Annotated in this window: 15 protein-coding genes and 1 pseudogene; 3 read left to right on the top strand and 13 right to left on the bottom strand. The window is 72.8% G+C overall.

Annotated features, from left to right (window positions below; translation table 11 throughout):
• The first annotated feature begins 14 nt into the window (after positions 1 to 14).
• Positions 15 to 206, top strand: coding sequence for a DUF397 domain-containing protein (locus ACZ7N4_RS11945; protein WP_471356789.1), 192 nt, complete (start codon positions 15 to 17; stop codon positions 204 to 206).
• Positions 207 to 316: 110 nt separating this feature from the next.
• Here the strand turns inward: ACZ7N4_RS11945 and ACZ7N4_RS11940 are convergent, their stop codons facing one another.
• Together ACZ7N4_RS11940 and ACZ7N4_RS11935 are read right to left on the bottom strand one after the other, a co-directional pair.
• Positions 317 to 817, bottom strand: a complete 501-nt coding sequence (locus ACZ7N4_RS11940; protein WP_471356788.1) for a glutathione peroxidase — start codon at positions 815 to 817, stop codon at positions 317 to 319.
• Positions 804 to 1,814, bottom strand: a complete 1,011-nt coding sequence (locus ACZ7N4_RS11935; protein WP_471356786.1) for an ArsR/SmtB family transcription factor — start codon at positions 1,812 to 1,814, stop codon at positions 804 to 806. Before ACZ7N4_RS11935 ends, ACZ7N4_RS11940 begins: the two co-directional genes overlap by 14 nt.
• 172 nt (positions 1,815 to 1,986) lie before the next feature.
• Between ACZ7N4_RS11935 and ACZ7N4_RS11930 the strand changes: the two genes are divergently transcribed.
• Entirely contained in the window at positions 1,987 to 3,291 is a 1,305-nt protein-coding gene (locus tag ACZ7N4_RS11930) for an MFS transporter (protein ID WP_471356784.1), read from the top strand.
• A 292-nt stretch (positions 3,292 to 3,583) separates the two neighbouring features.
• Here ACZ7N4_RS11930 and ACZ7N4_RS11925 read toward each other — a convergent pair.
• Positions 3,584 to 4,042: pseudogene (locus tag ACZ7N4_RS11925) on the bottom strand (SPFH domain-containing protein); the annotation flags it as partial.
• Between the two features lie 225 nt (positions 4,043 to 4,267).
• A complete protein-coding gene (locus ACZ7N4_RS11920) occupies positions 4,268 to 4,564 on the bottom strand; it encodes a hypothetical protein (protein WP_471356782.1) in 297 nt (98 codons plus the stop codon).
• Between the two features lie 307 nt (positions 4,565 to 4,871).
• Here ACZ7N4_RS11920 and ACZ7N4_RS11915 point away from each other — a divergent pair, with 307 nt between their 5' ends.
• Positions 4,872 to 5,300, top strand: coding sequence for a cupin domain-containing protein (locus tag ACZ7N4_RS11915; RefSeq protein ID WP_471356780.1), 429 nt, complete (start codon positions 4,872 to 4,874; stop codon positions 5,298 to 5,300).
• A 331-nt stretch (positions 5,301 to 5,631) separates the two neighbouring features.
• On the opposite strand, the gene ACZ7N4_RS11910 is transcribed toward ACZ7N4_RS11915, so the two are convergent.
• The 9 genes from ACZ7N4_RS11910 to ACZ7N4_RS11870 all read right to left on the bottom strand — a co-directional run bounded on the left by ACZ7N4_RS11910 (position 5,632) and on the right by ACZ7N4_RS11870 (position 15,540).
• Complete coding sequence (locus tag ACZ7N4_RS11910) at positions 5,632 to 7,251, bottom strand: ABC-F family ATP-binding cassette domain-containing protein (protein ID WP_471356779.1); 1,620 nt, start codon at positions 7,249 to 7,251, stop codon at positions 5,632 to 5,634.
• 253 nt (positions 7,252 to 7,504) lie between these two features.
• Positions 7,505 to 8,830 carry an MFS transporter gene (locus tag ACZ7N4_RS11905; RefSeq protein ID WP_471356777.1) on the bottom strand — a complete coding sequence of 442 codons (1,326 nt, stop codon included), beginning with the start codon at positions 8,828 to 8,830 and terminating at the stop codon, positions 7,505 to 7,507.
• Between the two features lie 68 nt (positions 8,831 to 8,898).
• Positions 8,899 to 10,062: a DegT/DnrJ/EryC1/StrS family aminotransferase gene (locus tag ACZ7N4_RS11900; protein ID WP_471356774.1), complete on the bottom strand. Its 1,164-nt coding sequence runs from the start codon at positions 10,060 to 10,062 to the stop codon at positions 8,899 to 8,901.
• Positions 10,063 to 10,115: 53 nt separating this feature from the next.
• Positions 10,116 to 11,054 carry a CGA synthase-related protein gene (gene blsF, locus ACZ7N4_RS11895; protein WP_471356772.1) on the bottom strand — a complete coding sequence of 313 codons (939 nt, stop codon included), beginning with the start codon at positions 11,052 to 11,054 and terminating at the stop codon, positions 10,116 to 10,118.
• A gap of 55 nt (positions 11,055 to 11,109) precedes the next feature.
• The gene (gene blsE, locus ACZ7N4_RS11890; RefSeq protein WP_471356770.1) at positions 11,110 to 12,102 is read right to left on the bottom strand and encodes a cytosylglucuronate decarboxylase; all 993 of its coding nucleotides are present in this window, start codon (positions 12,100 to 12,102) and stop codon (positions 11,110 to 11,112) included.
• A 13-nt stretch (positions 12,103 to 12,115) separates the two neighbouring features.
• A complete protein-coding gene (locus ACZ7N4_RS11885; protein ID WP_471356769.1) occupies positions 12,116 to 13,402 on the bottom strand; it encodes a hydroxymethylcytosylglucuronate/cytosylglucuronate synthase in 1,287 nt (428 codons plus the stop codon).
• A complete protein-coding gene (locus ACZ7N4_RS11880) occupies positions 13,399 to 14,073 on the bottom strand; it encodes a nucleoside 2-deoxyribosyltransferase (RefSeq protein ID WP_471356767.1) in 675 nt (224 codons plus the stop codon). Before ACZ7N4_RS11880 ends, ACZ7N4_RS11885 begins: the two co-directional genes overlap by 4 nt.
• Complete coding sequence (locus ACZ7N4_RS11875) at positions 14,070 to 14,447, bottom strand: nucleotide pyrophosphohydrolase (protein ID WP_471356765.1); 378 nt, start codon at positions 14,445 to 14,447, stop codon at positions 14,070 to 14,072. Before ACZ7N4_RS11875 ends, ACZ7N4_RS11880 begins: the two co-directional genes overlap by 4 nt.
• Positions 14,440 to 15,540, bottom strand: a complete 1,101-nt coding sequence (locus ACZ7N4_RS11870) for a GNAT family N-acetyltransferase (protein ID WP_471356764.1) — start codon at positions 15,538 to 15,540, stop codon at positions 14,440 to 14,442. Before ACZ7N4_RS11870 ends, ACZ7N4_RS11875 begins: the two co-directional genes overlap by 8 nt.
• Positions 15,541 to 15,679: the final 139 nt, after the last annotated feature.

The following is a 15,679-nucleotide window of genomic DNA, read 5'->3' as shown; positions in this document are numbered from 1 at the left end:
TAACAGGAGTGGACATGGCACTGATTCAGGGCGCTTCGGAGACGTGGATGAAGTCCTCCTATTCCGCGGGCAACGGCGCCTGCGTCGAGGTCAAGTCGCCCACCGCCGCCGAACTCGCCGTCCGCGACTCCAAGACCCCGCAGGGACCGATCCTGGCCTTCCCCGCCGACGCGTGGAACGCCTTCGTGGCCTCGGTCAAGGCGTGAGGGGTTCTCCCTGACCCTGCCTGGCACACAACTGCACAAGCACCACCAGCAGAGCCCTCTCGACCAGTCGCCGTCCTTGCCGAGAGGGCTCGGTCCTTTGCCGTCGGGGCTCAGCCCAGCTGGGCCTCGATCGCGGCGACGACCTCGGCCGCGTCCGGCTCGGTCCGCGGCGAGAACCGCGCGACGACCCGGCCGTCCCGCCCGATCAGGAACTTCTCGAAGTTCCAGCGGATGTCCCCGGTGTGCCCCTCGTCGTCGGCGAAGCCGACGAGCCGCTCGTACAGCGGGTGCCGGCCCTCCCCGTTCACCTCGACCTTCTCGGTCAGCGGAAACGTCACGCCGTACGTCGCCGAGCAGAACTCCGCGATCTCCTCGGCGGTGCCGGGCTCCTGCCCGAGGAACTGGTTGCAGGGCACGCCCAGCACGGTGAAGCCCTGCTCGGCGTACCGCTCCTGGAGCTTCTCCAGCCCGGAGTACTGCGGGGTCAGGCCGCACTTGGAGGCCACGTTCACGATGAGCACGGCCTTGCCGGCGTACTGCGGCAGGTTCGCGGAGCCGCCGGTGAGGGCCCCGATCTCGACATCCAGCACGTTGTGGTCAGTAGTCGTCATGCCCGGATGCTAGCCGTGCCGCCCCGCGTCCCCGCCGCCCGGCCTCCACCAACGCGTCACCGGCCCCCGTCCGCACGTACAGCACCGACCGCCCGGCCCGCCGCCGTTCCACCAGCCCCGCCTCCCGCAGCACCTTCAGATGACGCCCTACCGAGCCGAGGCCCTGCCCGGTCACGGCGGTCAGCTGGCTGGTGCTCATGGGGGAGCCGAGCAGAACGAGCACCCCGGCCCGGGCCGTCCCGATCAGCGCCCCCAGCCCCGCGGGCACCGCACGGCCGGCGTCCCCGGCCAGGACGCCGGCGCAGGGATAGACCACGGCGTACCGTTCCCCCTCCTCCCAGGACACCCACCCCGAGCGCTGCGCGGTCACCGGCACGAACACCAGCTCGGCGCCGGAGATCTCCCGCGGCGGATACTCGTGCCGATTGACCTGGAACCGGCTCTCCCCGAGCCACCGCGTCCCGCCCGGCCGCAACCCGTCCAGCACACTCGCCCAGCCGCCCCGGCTCACCCCCGCCGTCCGCGCGACCACATCCGCCTCCAGCACCCGTCGGCGCCGCTCCCAGTACGGCCGTACGGTCTCCTCCCACGCCCACTCCAGCAGCGCCGCCGCCCGCTCGGGCAGATCGTCCCGGTCCAGTACGTCCGGGAGCGGCCCGCCCAGGGACATCCGCAGATGGGCCCGGGCGGCAGCGGGATCGGCCGCGCGCACGCGGGCGACCTCCACGGCGAGGCTCTCCCCGCCGCGGGGCGTGGGGGTGAGGAAGTCGGCGATCCACTCCCGGCCCAGCCCGGCCCGGACCAGCCGGGCGGTCACGGGGTCGGCCGCGAGCCGGGCCTCGTAGGCGGGCCGATGGGCGCCCAGCCACGCGTGCTCCCCGGGATGCGACCCCTGCCCGGCGTGCAGCAGCTTCAGGCCGGCGAAGACCTCGGCGAGCGGCGAGATGACGAACCGACTGCGGGCGACGGTGTCGGCGTTGACCTGCCACCATCCCATGATCCGGCACGCCCCTTCCCTGGTTGCGGCCGCGCGCGGCTGCGAGAGGCGGCGGGTACGACCTCTCGTCGTGGCTGCGACTTCCCGCGGCTGCGGCTCTTGGGGGCCGCGACCTTTCGCGCGACGGCGAAACAATAACCGGCCCGCTCGGGCCCGGCCGAGACTCCGGACCATGCCCAGTTACCGGTCCCTGTTCCGCACCCCGGAGTTCACCCCCCTCTTCCTCGGCTCGGCCGCGCAGACCGCCGCCCAGACCGTCGGCGGCCTCGCCCTCGCCACCCTCGTGTACCGGGCCACCGGCTCCCCGCTGCTGTCGGCGGTGAGCATGTTCGGCCCGTCGCTCGCGCAGGTGCTGGGCGCCACCGTCCTGCTGTCCGGCGCCGACCGGCTGCCCCCGCGTACGGCCCTGTCCGCGATCGCGCTGGCCTTCGCGGCCGGCACGGCGGCGCAGGCGCTGCCCGGCCTGCCGTCCGGCGTGCTCCTCACCGTCGTACTCCTGCTGGGCCTGGTGGCCTCGCTCGGCGGCGGGGTCCGCTGGGGGCTGGTGAACGAGATCCTCACCAAGGAGGGCTATCTGCCGGGCCGTTCGCTGTTCAACACGATGAGCGGGCTGACACAGGTCGCCGGGTTCGCCACCGGCGGCGCCCTGCTCACCGCGCTCACCCCGCGCGCCTGCCTGCTGCTGGCGGCGGCCCTGTACCTGACGGCCGCGCTGGTCCTGCGGTTCGGCCTGACCGCCCGCTCACCCCGGGCCGCCGGGCGCCCCTCGCCGTCGGCGACCTGGCGGGCCAACGCCGAGCTGTTCTCGTCCCGGCCGCGCCGCCTGACCTACCTCGGCCTGTGGCTGCCCAACGGCATGGTCGTCGGCTGCGAGTCGCTCTACGTGTCGTACGCCCCGCACGCGGCGGGCACGCTGTTCGCCTACGCGGCGCTCGGCATGTTCGCCGGGGACGTGACGGTCGGCCGGCTGCTCCCCGCCGCCGTACGCGCCCGCCTGGCCACACCGCTGCTGCTCCTGCTGGCGACGCCGTACCTGCTGTTCGGCACACACCCGCCGGTGCCGGTGGCGGCCCTCTGCGTGACCGTGGCCTCCGTGGGCTTCGGGGCGGGTCTGGTCCAGCAGGAGAGGCTGATGAGCCTGACCCCCGACGCCCTCACCGGCCAGGCCCTGGGGCTGCACTCGGCCGGCATGCTCACCTTCCAGGGCGTGAGCGCGACGGCGGCGGGGACCCTGGCCCAGCTCACCTCGCCCGCCGCGGCGATGACGGCGATGGCGGCGGGGTCGGTGTGCGTGACGGTGGTGCTGGCAGTGGCGTCGGCGTCGGCGTCAGCGCCGGCTACGGCCGTGGGGCGGACTCCGTCTCGGCCTGCTCCGGAGCGGGAGCGGGAGCGGGAGTCGGAGTCGGCACGGGAGCCGGAGCCGGTGCGGGAGCAGGCGCCGGTGCGGGAGCAGGCGCCGGAACGCTCTCGGTCCTGACCGCGGCGCCCTCCGTCCCGCCCCCGGCGCTCTCCGTAGTCCCCACCTCGGCGTCGATCTTCTTCACCGCCCGGTCGAAGTAGCGCAGCAGCTCCACCGGGAACGGCATGACGAGGGTGGAGTTCTTCTCCGCGGCCACCTCGACGACGGTCTGCAGCAGACGAAGCTGCATGGCCTCGGGCGTGTCCGCCATGATCCGGGACGCGTTGGCGAGCTGCTGCGCGGCCTGGAACTCACCGTCCGCGGTGATGACCCGGGCCCGCCGCTCCCGCTCGGCCTCGGCCTGCCGGGACATGGACCGCTTCAGGGACTCCGGGAGCTGGACGTCCTTGATCTCTACCCGGTCGATGTGCACGCCCCACCCGGCGGCCGGGCTGTCGATCATCAGCGCCAGCCCCTCGTGCAGCCGCTCCCGGTCACTCAGCAGGTCGTCCAGGTCGCTCTTGCCGATGATGGAGCGCAGGGAGGACTGGGCGACCTGGCCGACGGCGAAGACGTAGTCCTGCACCTCGATCGCCGCGCGCACCGGGTCGGTGACCCGGAAGTAGACGACGGCGTCGACCTTCACCGACACGTTGTCCCGGGTGATGCCCTCCTGGGTGGGCACCGGCATCGTCGCGACCTGCACGTTCACCTTGCGCATACGGTCGGCGAAGGGGATGAGGAAGGTGACGCCGGGCTGCCGGTAGCTGGGCAGCGCCTTGCCCCAGCGGAACACCACCCCCCGCTCCACCTGGTTGACGACCCGCATCCCGCTCCTCAGTACGAGCAGCAGCAGGGCGACGACCACGACCACTGCGACGACGGTGCCTTCCACGGCAGCCCCCTTCTCGGGTCCTCGCGGACCCTCTTCGTCCGTCTTCCATGCGATCCGGACAACGGGGAGGACACCGGGAGGAGGGGGCGTGGATCCGGCCCGGGCGTCAGGGAAGCGTAAAGAAATGCCGCACCGGGCACGGGCCGCTGAGGCGTCAGGTCACCCGACGAAGAGGCTGTGCGTCCCGGGCACCTGTTCCGCCAGCCCGGGAGGGATGATCCGGACGACGCTGCCGACGCACCCCGGAACGTTGTGCACCAGGACGGGCACGTCCGAGACGTTGAAGACGACCGACAGGTGCGGAATCTCGATGCACCCTTTCGGACTGTCGTGACGGACACCGTCGATCACGATGAACCCGTTCGCGGCGAAGGCCGAACAGGGAACGGCCAGCGCGAGCACCCCGGCGGCGCCGAGGGTGGCGAGGGTGGCGAGCGTGGAGCGTATGCGCCGCATGACGAACCTCCTGAGGTGCGGGGCCGGGCACCGACCGGGCCCTGCAACCGACCGTACGGACGCACGCCCGCACTGCATCCCGGCGTGCCCCAGCCGGGCGACACCGGTGACAGCGCGCTGAACTGTGGGCCAAGGCCGTACGTTCCTCCGCACGCCACCCCGGCCAAGACCAACTCGGCGGCGGGAGTTCCCAACCTTCGATGACACCCTCATGGAGCTCTGTCGGGCCACCCAGGGCCTGTTGCGGAAATGGTGACAGCCGCTGCTGTGAGAGCGCGGATGCGCCCGGCTGCTACCGTCCGGAGCCGTGACGGACAGTGTGTACGTGGGCAATGCCGGCAGGGACGCGGCACTGGACCGAGGGTGGCTGCTGGGACATTTCAAGGACGCCTCCGATCCCCGTCACAGCGAGGACGTGGAGATCAAGTGGGGCGTCCATCCGCAGGGCGATGAGCGGGCTCAGTGGGTGACCGGCGAAGAGCGCACCGCCCTGCTGGTCCTCATCAGCGGGCGCTTCAGGGTGGAACTGCCCGGGCGCAGTGTTCTCCTGGCCGAGCAGGGGGACTACGTCGTGTGGGGCCGGGGCGTCGATCACTCCTGGTTCGCGGAGGAGGAGTCCGTGGTTCTGACGGTCCGCTGGCCTTCCGTCCCCGGCTACAAGGTGACCGATGAGGACGATTCCGCTGCCGGTGACAGCCGGTCGTTCAGGACCGCGACCGGCACGGTGGCCTCGTAGCGGACGGCCGGTTCGGCACGCCGGCGCAGTTCGCCGTGTACGGGAACCCGCTGGTGGCAGCGGCGACGCACCGACGCCGCCGCAGCAGATCCCCGGGCGGGGCATCTCGTGGGTCTCCGGCGAGACGGCCCACTTCACCGGCCGAGCGGGATGCGGAGCGGCGGCCTCCCGGTCCCCCGGCACGTCGCGGATCCACTGAAGCGCTCATCCCCGGGGAAGCCGTGCGTCTGCCATGCGTGGATGGTCTCACTCCCCAGGCGAGGCCGGTCCCCTCCGGTAGGCCGAGCGCCGCCGCAGCGGCGCCTTCCCGAACGGCAGACGCGGCACTCCCTCAGCGTGCCCGCTCCACGCGGCGCTCGTCCCACACCGGTTCCGGCGTCTCGCGTACCAGGCCGTCGCTGCCGAACACCAGGAAGCGGTCGAAGGACCGGGCGAACCAGCGGTCGTGGGTGACCGCCAGGACCGTTCCCTCGTACGCCTCCAGCCCCTCCTGCAGGGCCTCCGCCGACTCCAGGTCCAGGTTGTCGGTCGGCTCGTCCAGCAGCAGGGCGGTGGTTCCCTGCAACTCCAGCAGCAGGATCTGGAAGCGCGCCTGCTGCCCGCCGGAGAGCCGGTCGAAGGCCTGGTCGCCCTGCCGGTCCAGTTCGTAGCGGCGGAGTGCCGACATGGCCGCGCCCCGGTCCCGGGCGTGCTCGGTCCACAGGATGTCCACGAGGGTGCGCCCGATCAGTTCGGGATGCGCATGCGTCTGGGCGAAATGGCCCGGTACCACCCGTGCGCCCAGTTTCACCGTGCCCGTGTGCGCCACGTCCTCCCCGGCCAGCAGCCGCAGGAAGTGCGACTTGCCCGACCCGTTCGAGCCGAGCACCGCCACCCGCTCGCCGTAGAAGACCTCCAGGGAGAACGGCTTCATCAGCCCGGTCAGCTCCAACTGCGCGCAGGTGACGGCCCGCACCCCGGTGCGCCCGCCGTGCAGCCGCATCCGGATCTCCTGCTTGCGCGGCGGCTCCGGCGGCGGACCGGCCTCCTCGAACTTGCGCAGCCGGGTCCGCGCCGCCTGGTAGCGAGAAGCCATGTCGTCGCTGCGCGCGGCGTACTGCTGCAGGTCCTGCACCAACTTCTTGAGCTGGGCGTGCTTCTCGTCCCAGCGGCGGCGCAGCTCCTCGAACCGGGCGAACCGCTCCTGCCGCGCCTCGTGGAAGGTGCCGAAACCGCCGCCGTGCACCCAGACGTCGGAACCGGCCGGGCTCGGCTCCACCGCGATGATCCGCTCGGCGGCCCGGGCCAGCAGCTCCCGGTCGTGCGAGACGAACAGCACGGTCTTGTCCGTCTCACCGAGCCGGGCCTCCAGCCACCGCTTGCCCGGTACGTCCAGGTAGTTGTCGGGCTCGTCCAGCAGGAGCACCTCGTCGGGACCGCGGAGCAGTGCCTCCAGGACGAGCCGCTTCTGCTCACCGCCCGAGAGCGTACGGATCTGACGCCACTGCGCCTTCTCGTACGGCACGCCGAGCGCGGCCATGGTGCACATGTCCCACAGTGTTTCCGCCTCGTAGCCGCGTGCCTCCGCCCAGTCGGCCAGGGCTTGGGCGTACTTCATCTGAGCGGCCTCGTCGTCCACCGTCATCATCAGGTGTTCGGCCGCGTCCACGGCCTGCGCGGCCTGCCGGATGCGCGGCGGCGCCACCGACACCAGCAGGTCGCGGACCGTGCTCTCGTCCCGCACCGAACCGACGAACTGCCGCATCACCCCGACACCGCCACTCGACGTGACCGTGCCGCCGTGCGGCTTCAGCTCGCCGGACAGCAGCCGCAGCAGGGTCGTCTTGCCGGCACCGTTGGCGCCGACCAGGGCCGCCACCGCTCCCTCGCCCACCCGGAACGACACGTCGCCGAACAGGGGCCGCCCGTCGGGCAGGTAGTACTCGAGGTGAGAGGCCTCCAGATGTCCCATCTTTCCTGTGTCCTTGTCTGCTGTACGGGTACGCCGTGGGTGCGCCGGCGCGCGGTGTGGGCGGGCGGTTCCCGGACCACGGTGCCAGTCGGGCCCGGTCGACGGCTGCTCATTTTTCCGGGCCGCCGGGCCGCCGGGGCGTCCGTTCAGGCCGCCTGGTCGGGGACCTCCCTCCGGAAATGGTCCGGTACGGCCTGCGTCCGGCAGATGGTTTCGGCCACCTCACCGCCGTCCACGCCGATCTCCGGACCGGTCATGCGTGATCCCCGGTCGAACGGAGGGCGGTGCGGTCGTACAGCTCCGACTCCACCGGATCGGGGTGGGCGGAGCCGGGGGTGCAGGCCGGGGCCGCGAACCGGTGGCGTACGGCGAAGGCGACGGCGGTGCTCGCGAGCAGGGCGGCGACCGCGGCGACGAAGGCCGCCCAGGTGCCGTAGGCGCCGACGAGGAGACCGCCGAGCTGAGCGCCGACGGCGGTGCCGACGACGTTCACGGTGATGACCCAGGTGAAGGCCTCGGTGATGGCGCCGGACGGGGCCGTGCGCGCGACGAGTTCGTACTGCACGGCCGTCACCGGGGCATAGACCAGGCCACCGAGGGCGAGGGCCAGGCCTATCGACCAGTTGTCCCAGGCGAGCAGGGGCAGTGCGGTCAGCGCGGACAGGAGGAGCAGGCCGATGGCGAGGGTGCGTTCGGCGGGCCAGTCCCGGGTACGGCTGCCGTACCAGAGCCCGCCGACGACCCCGCCGACGCCCCAGGCACCGAAGATCAGCCCGACGCTGTCCGTGGAGCCGTGTTCCTCGGCGAAGGCGGGCAGGGCCAGGTTGAACACGCCCGTGGACACGGCCGCGCAGACCAGGATGGCCAGCAGACGGACCAGGCCCGGCGAGCGCAGAGCGCCCAGCAGGTCGCTCTCGGTCTCCTCGGCGCGCCAGTCGCGCGAGGCTCGCGTGGTGGCGAAACCGATGGCACCCACGCCCGCCAGGACCCCGCCGACGACCAGGGCCGTGGCGGGGGTCGTCCAGAACAGTATGCCGCTGAGCAGCAGCGGTCCGCCGATGAAGAAGATCTCGCTGAGCACCGCCTCCAGGGAGAAACCCGCCTCCCGGCCGCCGGTGGGCAGCGCGCTCCACAGCGACCGGACGGAGCCGCTGATCGGCGGGATCGTGGCGCCCGCGACGCTCGCGCAGACCAGCTGCGCGAGGCGGGCGTCGGGCGCCATGCACACCAGGGCGATCAGTGCCAGCGGGTGGACGACACCGGTCAGGAGGAGCAGGGGGGTCTGGCCGTGCACGTCGACGCGGCGGGCGACGATCGGCGCGAGCACCGCACCGCCCAGCGAGTAGCAGGCCAGCAGCAGGCCCGCGGAGCCGTAGCCCGTGCCGCGCGAGGTGGCGAACACGACGAGGGCGAGCGTGACCAGGAACAGCGGGAACCGGCCGATGACGCTCCACAGCAGTGGAGCGCGCATGGTCTTGTCGCTCAGCACGGTGAGGAACCGGTTCCCGGCGGGCGGAGACTCGGAGTCGGTTGCGGTGGACGGCTCTTCGGGCCGGCTGTCGGATGCGGCGTGGGTCATGGCTTTCTCTCGGTTCTCGTGGGGACGGTCCACGAGGAGGGACGGTCCGCCGGGCGGTCAGGTGCCGTTCAGAGCGCGGCGACGACGGCGGCGATCTCCTTGGCCAGCAGGATCTGTTCCGCCTCGTCGAGCTCCGGGGTGAGCGGTACGCACAGGGTGCGGCCCAGCCTGTCGCGCGTCGCGGCGAAACCGTCCCGGGTCAACGGCGCGTAACGGTCGTCGCCGTCGGCCAGGTTCCACGGGAACCCGTCCGCGTACAGCGAGGCGCGGCCCGCCACCACCGGGTGCTCGGGCAGGAGGTACTTGTCCAGGGTCCAGCAGGGCAGGCCCCGTTCCTCCAGCCGCTCCATGGCCCGGTCCCGCAGATCTCGCGACTCCAGCAGCAGCCGCACGCTGGTCTTGACGTCACCGGGGCGCTTGGCGACCACGGTGACGTCCGGGCGGTCGCCGAGCGCCTCCAGCGCCAGGGCGTAGTGCCGCTCCAGGGAGGAGAGGATCTCGTCCAGCCGCCGGAACTGCTGGAGCTGTACGGCGGCCACGGCCTCGTTGGCGCACAGGTTCTCGCCGTAGAAAGCGCCGGGGTTCCAGCCCGGGTACTTGCCCTGCTCGCGGGCCGAGCCGTGGTCGGTGTAGGAGCGCAGGACGTCCCAGTGGGCGGGGTCGCGGACGACGACCAGGCCGCCCTCGCCGGAGGTGAGGATCTTGGCGTGGTGGAAGCTGAACGTGCCCGCATAGCCGACGGTGCCGGCGTGCCGCCCGTCCGCGTGGCGTCCGCCCATGGCCTGCGCGGTGTCCTCGATCAGGTACGGCACCCGCTCGGGCACGTCGACGACGGTGCCCTCCATGTGCGCCACCACCACTCGCTCCGCGTCCGCGGGGAGCAGCGAGGCGTCCAGGCCGAACCGTTCGTCGACGTCGACGAGGACCGGAACCAGTCCGCAGGACAGTACGGCACCGGCCACCGCGACGAACGTGACCGCCGGTATGTACACGGGGTCGCCGGCCCGCGGCCGGGTGCCCATCAGCGCCACACGCAGGGCCTGTGTGCCGTTCGGCACGGTCAGCGCCCGTCCCGCGCCGAGCCGTTCGGCCGCGTGCGCCTCCAGCAGGTCGGCGTTGCTCGGCGCGGGGGCGCTGTAGCGGAAGAGGACCTTGTTGTCGAGGGACCGGCGCAGTTCGGGGGTGTCCTCCAGGGAGAGGTAGTTGGCGCCGTAGGGGAAGGGACGCAGCATCAGCGGGCTTCCGTTCGAGGTGGGCGGACAGGGGCTGCGGGGGACAGGGCGCGTCAGAACGGGGCGAGCAGGAGCTGCCGGACCTGACGGGCGACGCGCTGGGCGCCGCGCCGGTCGTCGCCGGCGTGTTCCAGTGCCCGGGACACGCGGTTCCAGAGCGGGTCGGCGCCTCGGACGGCGCGGTCGGCCGAGGTGTCCGGTGCGGCCGCGTCGAGCACCTCGACGCCGGTCGCCTCCGTGATCCCGGCGAGCCGGCCGGCCTGGTCCGCGTCCAGCGCCGGGAGCAGCAGCAGCGGGACCCGAGCGGCGTGCGCCTGGTTGACGGCGGTCAGCAGGGGCGAGGAGACCAGCAGCGACGCCTCGGCCAGCAGCCGCTCCGTGACGGCCTCCTCGGCCCCCACGACGGGCAGCGCGCCGGTGTCCTCTCCGACCGCGGACAGCAGGGCGGACCGCGCGGGCACCGGCGCGTCCAGGACCACACCGAGCAGCGGCTTCCCGTCGTACCGCGCCGCTTCCACGGCGGCGCGCAGGGCCGCGCCCGCCCGGGCGACGGCCGCGTGGTCGGCGGGGTGCAGATCCGGTGTGGACAGCTGGACGACCGCGCCGCGCGCCGCACGCGCCCGGGCGGACCGGGGCGGGGCGATCGTGCCGACGGCGTGCACGCCCTCGGCGCGCCGCCCGCCCAGCCAGCCGGGCCGGTGCAGACAGCGGACGGCCGACGGCGGCCAGGTGTCACCGGGCGGGGGGCCACCGGAGGCGACGAACACGACGGGCACGCCGGAGGAGCTCAGGCGCGTGGCGAGCACATCGTCGTCGCACACCACGGCGGCGCCGGGGGCGGGGCCCGAGTCCGGCTCACCGGTCAGCTCGACTTCGGTGAGGTGGGCGCTGACATGGCGCAGCGCGGCCTGGGACTCCAGCGCGGGTCCGGCGGCGGCGAGCACGCGCAGCCGCGGCGGGGCGGGATGCGGGGCGGTGGTGGGTGAGGACATGGTGGCTCCGGGCGCGGTCGGTTCCAGACGCGGGCGTGAGGGGAAGGCGGGGCCGTCAGTAGCTCCAGGCCGGTACGGCACCCATGCGGGCGAGGTCGTCGCTGTAGCCGGCGGCGGTCGCGGAGCAGCCGCCGCACATCGTCGGGCCCTGCTGCCTGAAGAGGTCCGCGTGGGTGCGGAAGACCGGGTTGTCGAGCATGACCTTGCCGTCGTCGGTGCGCAGCGGCGCACCGCCGGGGCCCTCGTCGCCCTCCTTGTGCGGGAGGCAACTGCACGAGAACATCCGGCCGTTCTTGCCGTCCAGGTAGATCACGTCGTCGGTGACCAGGCACAGCGGCTCCGAGGCGCGCGGCGGCAGGGACTCCTCGAAGAAGGCCTTCCGCTCCTCGGGTGTGTCGCCGTAGAAGCGTTTGCCGAGCGGTACGAGCGTGGTGGCCGGGTCGGCGGTGTAGATGGGCTCGCAGGCGGCGACGACCTCCTCCGCCGACGGATAGCGGATCTCACGGTCCAGCTTGATCGCGGACAGCTCCCACTGCTGCACGCCGAGGTCGGTCAGCACCCGCTGCAGCTCGGGCATCTGCGCGAAGTTGTGGGGTCCCACGACGGAGTTGACGCGCGGGATGATCCCCAGCTCCTTCGCCCGGCGCAGCCCTTCCAGGCCGTTGTCGAACATGCCGGGGGAGCGGCGGTAGACGTCGTGGGTGGCGGCGGAGGAGCCGTCCAGGCTGACGATGACCTGGGCCAGCCCGGCGTCGGCGAGCCGGTCGACGAAGCGGGGCAGGAACATGCCGTTCGTGATCAACGACATGCGCATGCCGTGCTCCGTGCCCATGCGCACCAGATCGACGACGTCCCGGTGCATCAGCGGCTCGCCGCCGGTGAAGCGGACGTAGCCCACCCCCTTCGCCACCGCCTCCGGCAGCAGTTCGGCGAAGTCCTCCAGGCTGAACCGGTAGGTGTCCCGGGACAGCGCGAACTCGCACATGAAGCAGTCGGCGTTGCATGCCTCCAGCACGCGGATGAACAGGTACCGGTGTCGTTCCTGCATGATCGTCAGCCTTTCAGGAAGAGAGGTCGGCGGGGCGGTGACCGGTGCCGCGGCGGGCGGTGGTGGCCAGCACGACGTCGGCGACCTGGGCGGCGCCGCCGGTGCCGACCAGCCGGGCCAGGGCGGTCCATCGGCCCTCCTGCCGCTCGACCGCGGCGAGGCAGGCGCCGATGCGCTCGGTCAGGGCCGCGCGGACCGGCGCGGGGGTGCGGGCGGCGCGTGCGATCCCGCCGTAGATCAGTTCCAGGGCGGCGTCCTCGCCGGGCGATCCACCGCCGTCCGCGACGTCACCGGGTGCCGTCGCCAGGCGCGCGTCGAGCACCTCCTGGGCGCGGAAGACCTCCTCCGGCCACTCGGCGACCGGTGCCTCGGTGGCCTGCGCGTAGAAGGAGGCGTTGAGGATCTGGCTGATGTTCTGCGGGGGCAGGCACACCGCGGGCACCCCGCGCGTGCTCGTCTCCAGCAGCGTGGTCAGTCCGGGGGAGGTGAGCAGGACGTCGGCCTCGGCGATCTCGGCCAGGAAGCCCTGGTGGCCGAGGGCGCCGCTCCGTACGTCCAGGCCCGCCGGGACGGTGATGCCGTCGAACACGCCCTCGGGCACGTTGCCGCACAGCGTGACCTGCCGGGTGCCCCACGCGGCGAGAGCGTCGAGCGCGGCCGGCACCGTCAGGGACAGGTAGGCGGAGGCGTCGTCCAGCAGTGGTGACAGCAGACCGCCCAGGCTGACCACCGCCCGGCGTTCGCCGGCCCGCCGCATCTCGCGTCCGGTCCGCACCGGCCCGGGGACGACCACCGACTCGACCCAGCGCAGGTTCTCCACCCGGGCCAGCACGGGCCAGGCCGGACCCGGCAGCCCGGGAACCAGCTGCGCGCAGTAGACGCTGGCTCGCAGCGGCAGGCTGTCCAGATCGTCCTTCGTCCACAGGAACGGCAGGCTGTCGACGAACACGACGGGGCAGCCGGCGTCCTCCAGCGCCACCGCGGCGGCCCGGTCCAGGACGCACACGGCGGCGTCCAGGGCCCGCTCGTCCACCAGGGCGCGCAGCGCCCGCGCATCCGTGAGGTCGACGTCGTGCCACTCTTCGACACCGTGGCCGCGTACGAGCTCGCGGCCGAGCCGCGAGCCGAGCCCGACGAAACGCACGCGGTCGCCGAGCTTCGCCCGCAGCGCGTGCACGATCGCACCGAGCTTTCCGGCGCTGCCCCAGCCGAACTCGACACCGCACAGGGCGACGGTCACGGTGGTGGGCGGCTGGGCGGGACCGGCGGGCGCGGGGGGTGTCCGCAGTGCGGTCGTCATGCCGGCACCACCGTTTCCGCAGCCACCGGCTCCGCCGCGGGCGTGCCAGGGCGGTCCGTCACGTGCCGGTGGTAGGCCAGGGCCGGGTCCAGCTCCGGTGCGCTCCACGGCCCCGGCCGGACGCCGAGATCGGCCGCCCAGTCCAGGGCGGTGCGGACCGCGCCGTCGAGGCACTGAGCGGACCAGCTGCCGTCGAACGGCACCTGCAGCACCGGGGAGACCTCGCCGAGCGCCGCGATCATCGGGCTGTAGGCGGTGCCGGGGTCGAGCAGCAGGGCGACGGGCTTGCGCAGCGCGGAGGCCCAGCCCAGTTCGAGCGCGACGCCCGTGGAGGGCGGGGTCCCCGGGTAGGCGAGCACCAGGTCGGCGCACTGCATCGCGCGGAAGTCGGAGGGGACGCACTCCTGCGGGGGCAGACCCCACTCGCCCCACCCCTCGTTGTGGTGGGCGTTGAAGACCGCGTGCCCGGCGTCGAGAAGAGCCGCACGCAAGGCCGACAGCCGCTGCCGCCACTGCGGACGGACCACGCCGTCGGCCGGGTCGATGAACTGCACGAACGGCGCCGCGAGAAAGACACGCAGGCCACCGGTGGGGCCGTCGCCGACCCGCCGGCCGGCCGCGGTGTGCGCCGCGGCAGGGGACGCGGGGGGCAGGGGAGCGGTGCCGCTCATGCCTGGTCACCCGCCTCGGCCAGCCGGTCGTACTTCAGGGCGTTGCCGCGTGCCAGCTCCACCGGGTAGCGCTGCTCGTTGAGGGCGAGCTTCTCGCGGGCGGCGGCGAGCAGGTCGATACCGGCCGAACGGGACAACCGCAGAAGGTAGTTGAGGATGTCGGCCAGCTCGTGGGCGAGTTCGCGGCGGAACTCGGGGTCCTCGAAGGGGCGTGCCGCGGCCTCCTCCGGGGTGAGCCACTGCAGAAGCGCCAGCAGTTCCCCGCTCTCGCCGCCGAGGGCCATCGCCAGGTTCTTGGGGTTCTGGAAGGCGTCCCAGCCGCGTGCGGCCACGAAGGAGTGCAGTTCGTCGGCGTACTGGTCGAGGTCACTCATGTGCGTCTCCGGTGCGGTGTGGCGCTTCGGGCAGGATCAGGCCCCATTGCACGGTGCAGGTGTCGGGGTGGTACGCGGCCGGCATCAGGCCCTCCAGGGACCAGCCGCGGCTCTGCATGAGCGCGGTGACGGCTGGATCAGGCGGCTGGTGGGTGTACAGCTTGCGGCCGAGCCCGCGGTACAGGTCGGGCAGTTGGTCCAGGAGCTGGGCCAGGACGGCCGGGTGGTCCGCGCACAGCGGCATCAGCTTGACGGACAGGCCCTTCTTCGGGCCGGCGGCGGCCACTCCGCGTACGGTGTCCGTGTCGTCCACCGCCACGTGGATGATCTTGAACTTCTGGTTCAGATCACCCTGGTAGCGCCGGTCGTGCCCGGCGATCAGCGCGTCCACCCAGTCCGCGTTCACACCCCGGTACGCGGGATGCATCGCACGCAGCACGAGGTCACGCAGCCCGGGGGCGTCCTGTGGCCGGAAGAGGCGGACGCGGATGCCGCTCACAGCGCCGGTGCGGTCGTCCCCGGCGGGCTCCGTGCCCAGGGCCAGGTTCTTGTAGAGCATGTGCTCGGTGCTGTCCGACTTGTACTGCCCGGGCGCGCCACCCGCCAGCACGAAGCCGTGCCGGAGGAAGAAGTCGATCGCGGGGGTGTTGGCGGCGGCGACCGTGCAGTAGAGCTGCCGGGCGCCGGCCTCGCGGGCGAAGTCCTCCGCCGCGCGCAACAGCCTGGTGCCGAGCCTGGAGCGGCTGCGGTGCTCCGGCACGAGGATCAGCGGACTGATCTTCACCGTCCCCTGGCGCTTGACCACCAGATGCAGCACACCCAGCCGCTCGGCGTCGGGTGTGTCGTCCGAACACAGCACGAAGGTGTGCTGGGAGTGGGAGAAGTGGCCGAACGGGTCGCGTCCGGAGGCGAGGTGAGCATCGAGGACGCGATCGGCGTGCGCGGCGTGGTCACCGTCGTAGAACGGGCTGAGCGCGCTGGTGAAGAGGGACCTGAGGAAGTCTCGGTCGTCCTCGCGGGCCGCGCGGGTGCGCGGGGAACCGGCCCGGGGCGGCTCAGTCGTGGGCAGGGGCGTATGTGTCAGGGCTGTCACCGTGTGACCACCTTGGTCTGGGTCGCTGGGCTGTTGTCGCTGTTCACACCAGGTGCCGTCCGGCCGAGGACTCCTGCATGGCACGGGACTTACGCATGTCCCGGGTGGGCACGGTCTTCGTCAGCCAGCGGTCGGTGCC

It is taken from the genome of Streptomyces sp. NPDC107654, from assembly GCF_055639035.1.
This window is presented reverse-complemented; position numbering and strand designations above follow the sequence as displayed.

Bases quoted from the DNA above. Each gene is read 5' to 3' on its own strand.
- ACZ7N4_RS11945 (WP_471356789.1), top strand. From the start codon at position 15: ATGGCACTGATTCAGGGCGCTTCGGAGACGTGGATGAAGTCCTCCTAT.
- ACZ7N4_RS11940 (WP_471356788.1), bottom strand. From the start codon at position 817: ATGACGACTACTGACCACAACGTGCTGGATGTCGAGATCGGGGCCCTC.
- ACZ7N4_RS11935 (WP_471356786.1), bottom strand. From the start codon at position 1,814: ATGGGATGGTGGCAGGTCAACGCCGACACCGTCGCCCGCAGTCGGTTC.
- ACZ7N4_RS11930 (WP_471356784.1), top strand. From the start codon at position 1,987: ATGCCCAGTTACCGGTCCCTGTTCCGCACCCCGGAGTTCACCCCCCTC.
- ACZ7N4_RS11920 (WP_471356782.1), bottom strand. From the start codon at position 4,564: ATGCGGCGCATACGCTCCACGCTCGCCACCCTCGCCACCCTCGGCGCC.
- ACZ7N4_RS11910 (WP_471356779.1), bottom strand. From the start codon at position 7,251: ATGGGACATCTGGAGGCCTCTCACCTCGAGTACTACCTGCCCGACGGG.
- ACZ7N4_RS11905 (WP_471356777.1), bottom strand. From the start codon at position 8,830: ATGACCCACGCCGCATCCGACAGCCGGCCCGAAGAGCCGTCCACCGCA.
- ACZ7N4_RS11900 (WP_471356774.1), bottom strand. From the start codon at position 10,062: ATGCTGCGTCCCTTCCCCTACGGCGCCAACTACCTCTCCCTGGAGGAC.
- blsF (WP_471356772.1), bottom strand. From the start codon at position 11,054: ATGTCCTCACCCACCACCGCCCCGCATCCCGCCCCGCCGCGGCTGCGC.
- blsE (WP_471356770.1), bottom strand. From the start codon at position 12,102: ATGCAGGAACGACACCGGTACCTGTTCATCCGCGTGCTGGAGGCATGC.
- ACZ7N4_RS11885 (WP_471356769.1), bottom strand. From the start codon at position 13,402: ATGACGACCGCACTGCGGACACCCCCCGCGCCCGCCGGTCCCGCCCAG.
- ACZ7N4_RS11880 (WP_471356767.1), bottom strand. From the start codon at position 14,073: ATGAGCGGCACCGCTCCCCTGCCCCCCGCGTCCCCTGCCGCGGCGCAC.
- ACZ7N4_RS11875 (WP_471356765.1), bottom strand. From the start codon at position 14,447: ATGAGTGACCTCGACCAGTACGCCGACGAACTGCACTCCTTCGTGGCC.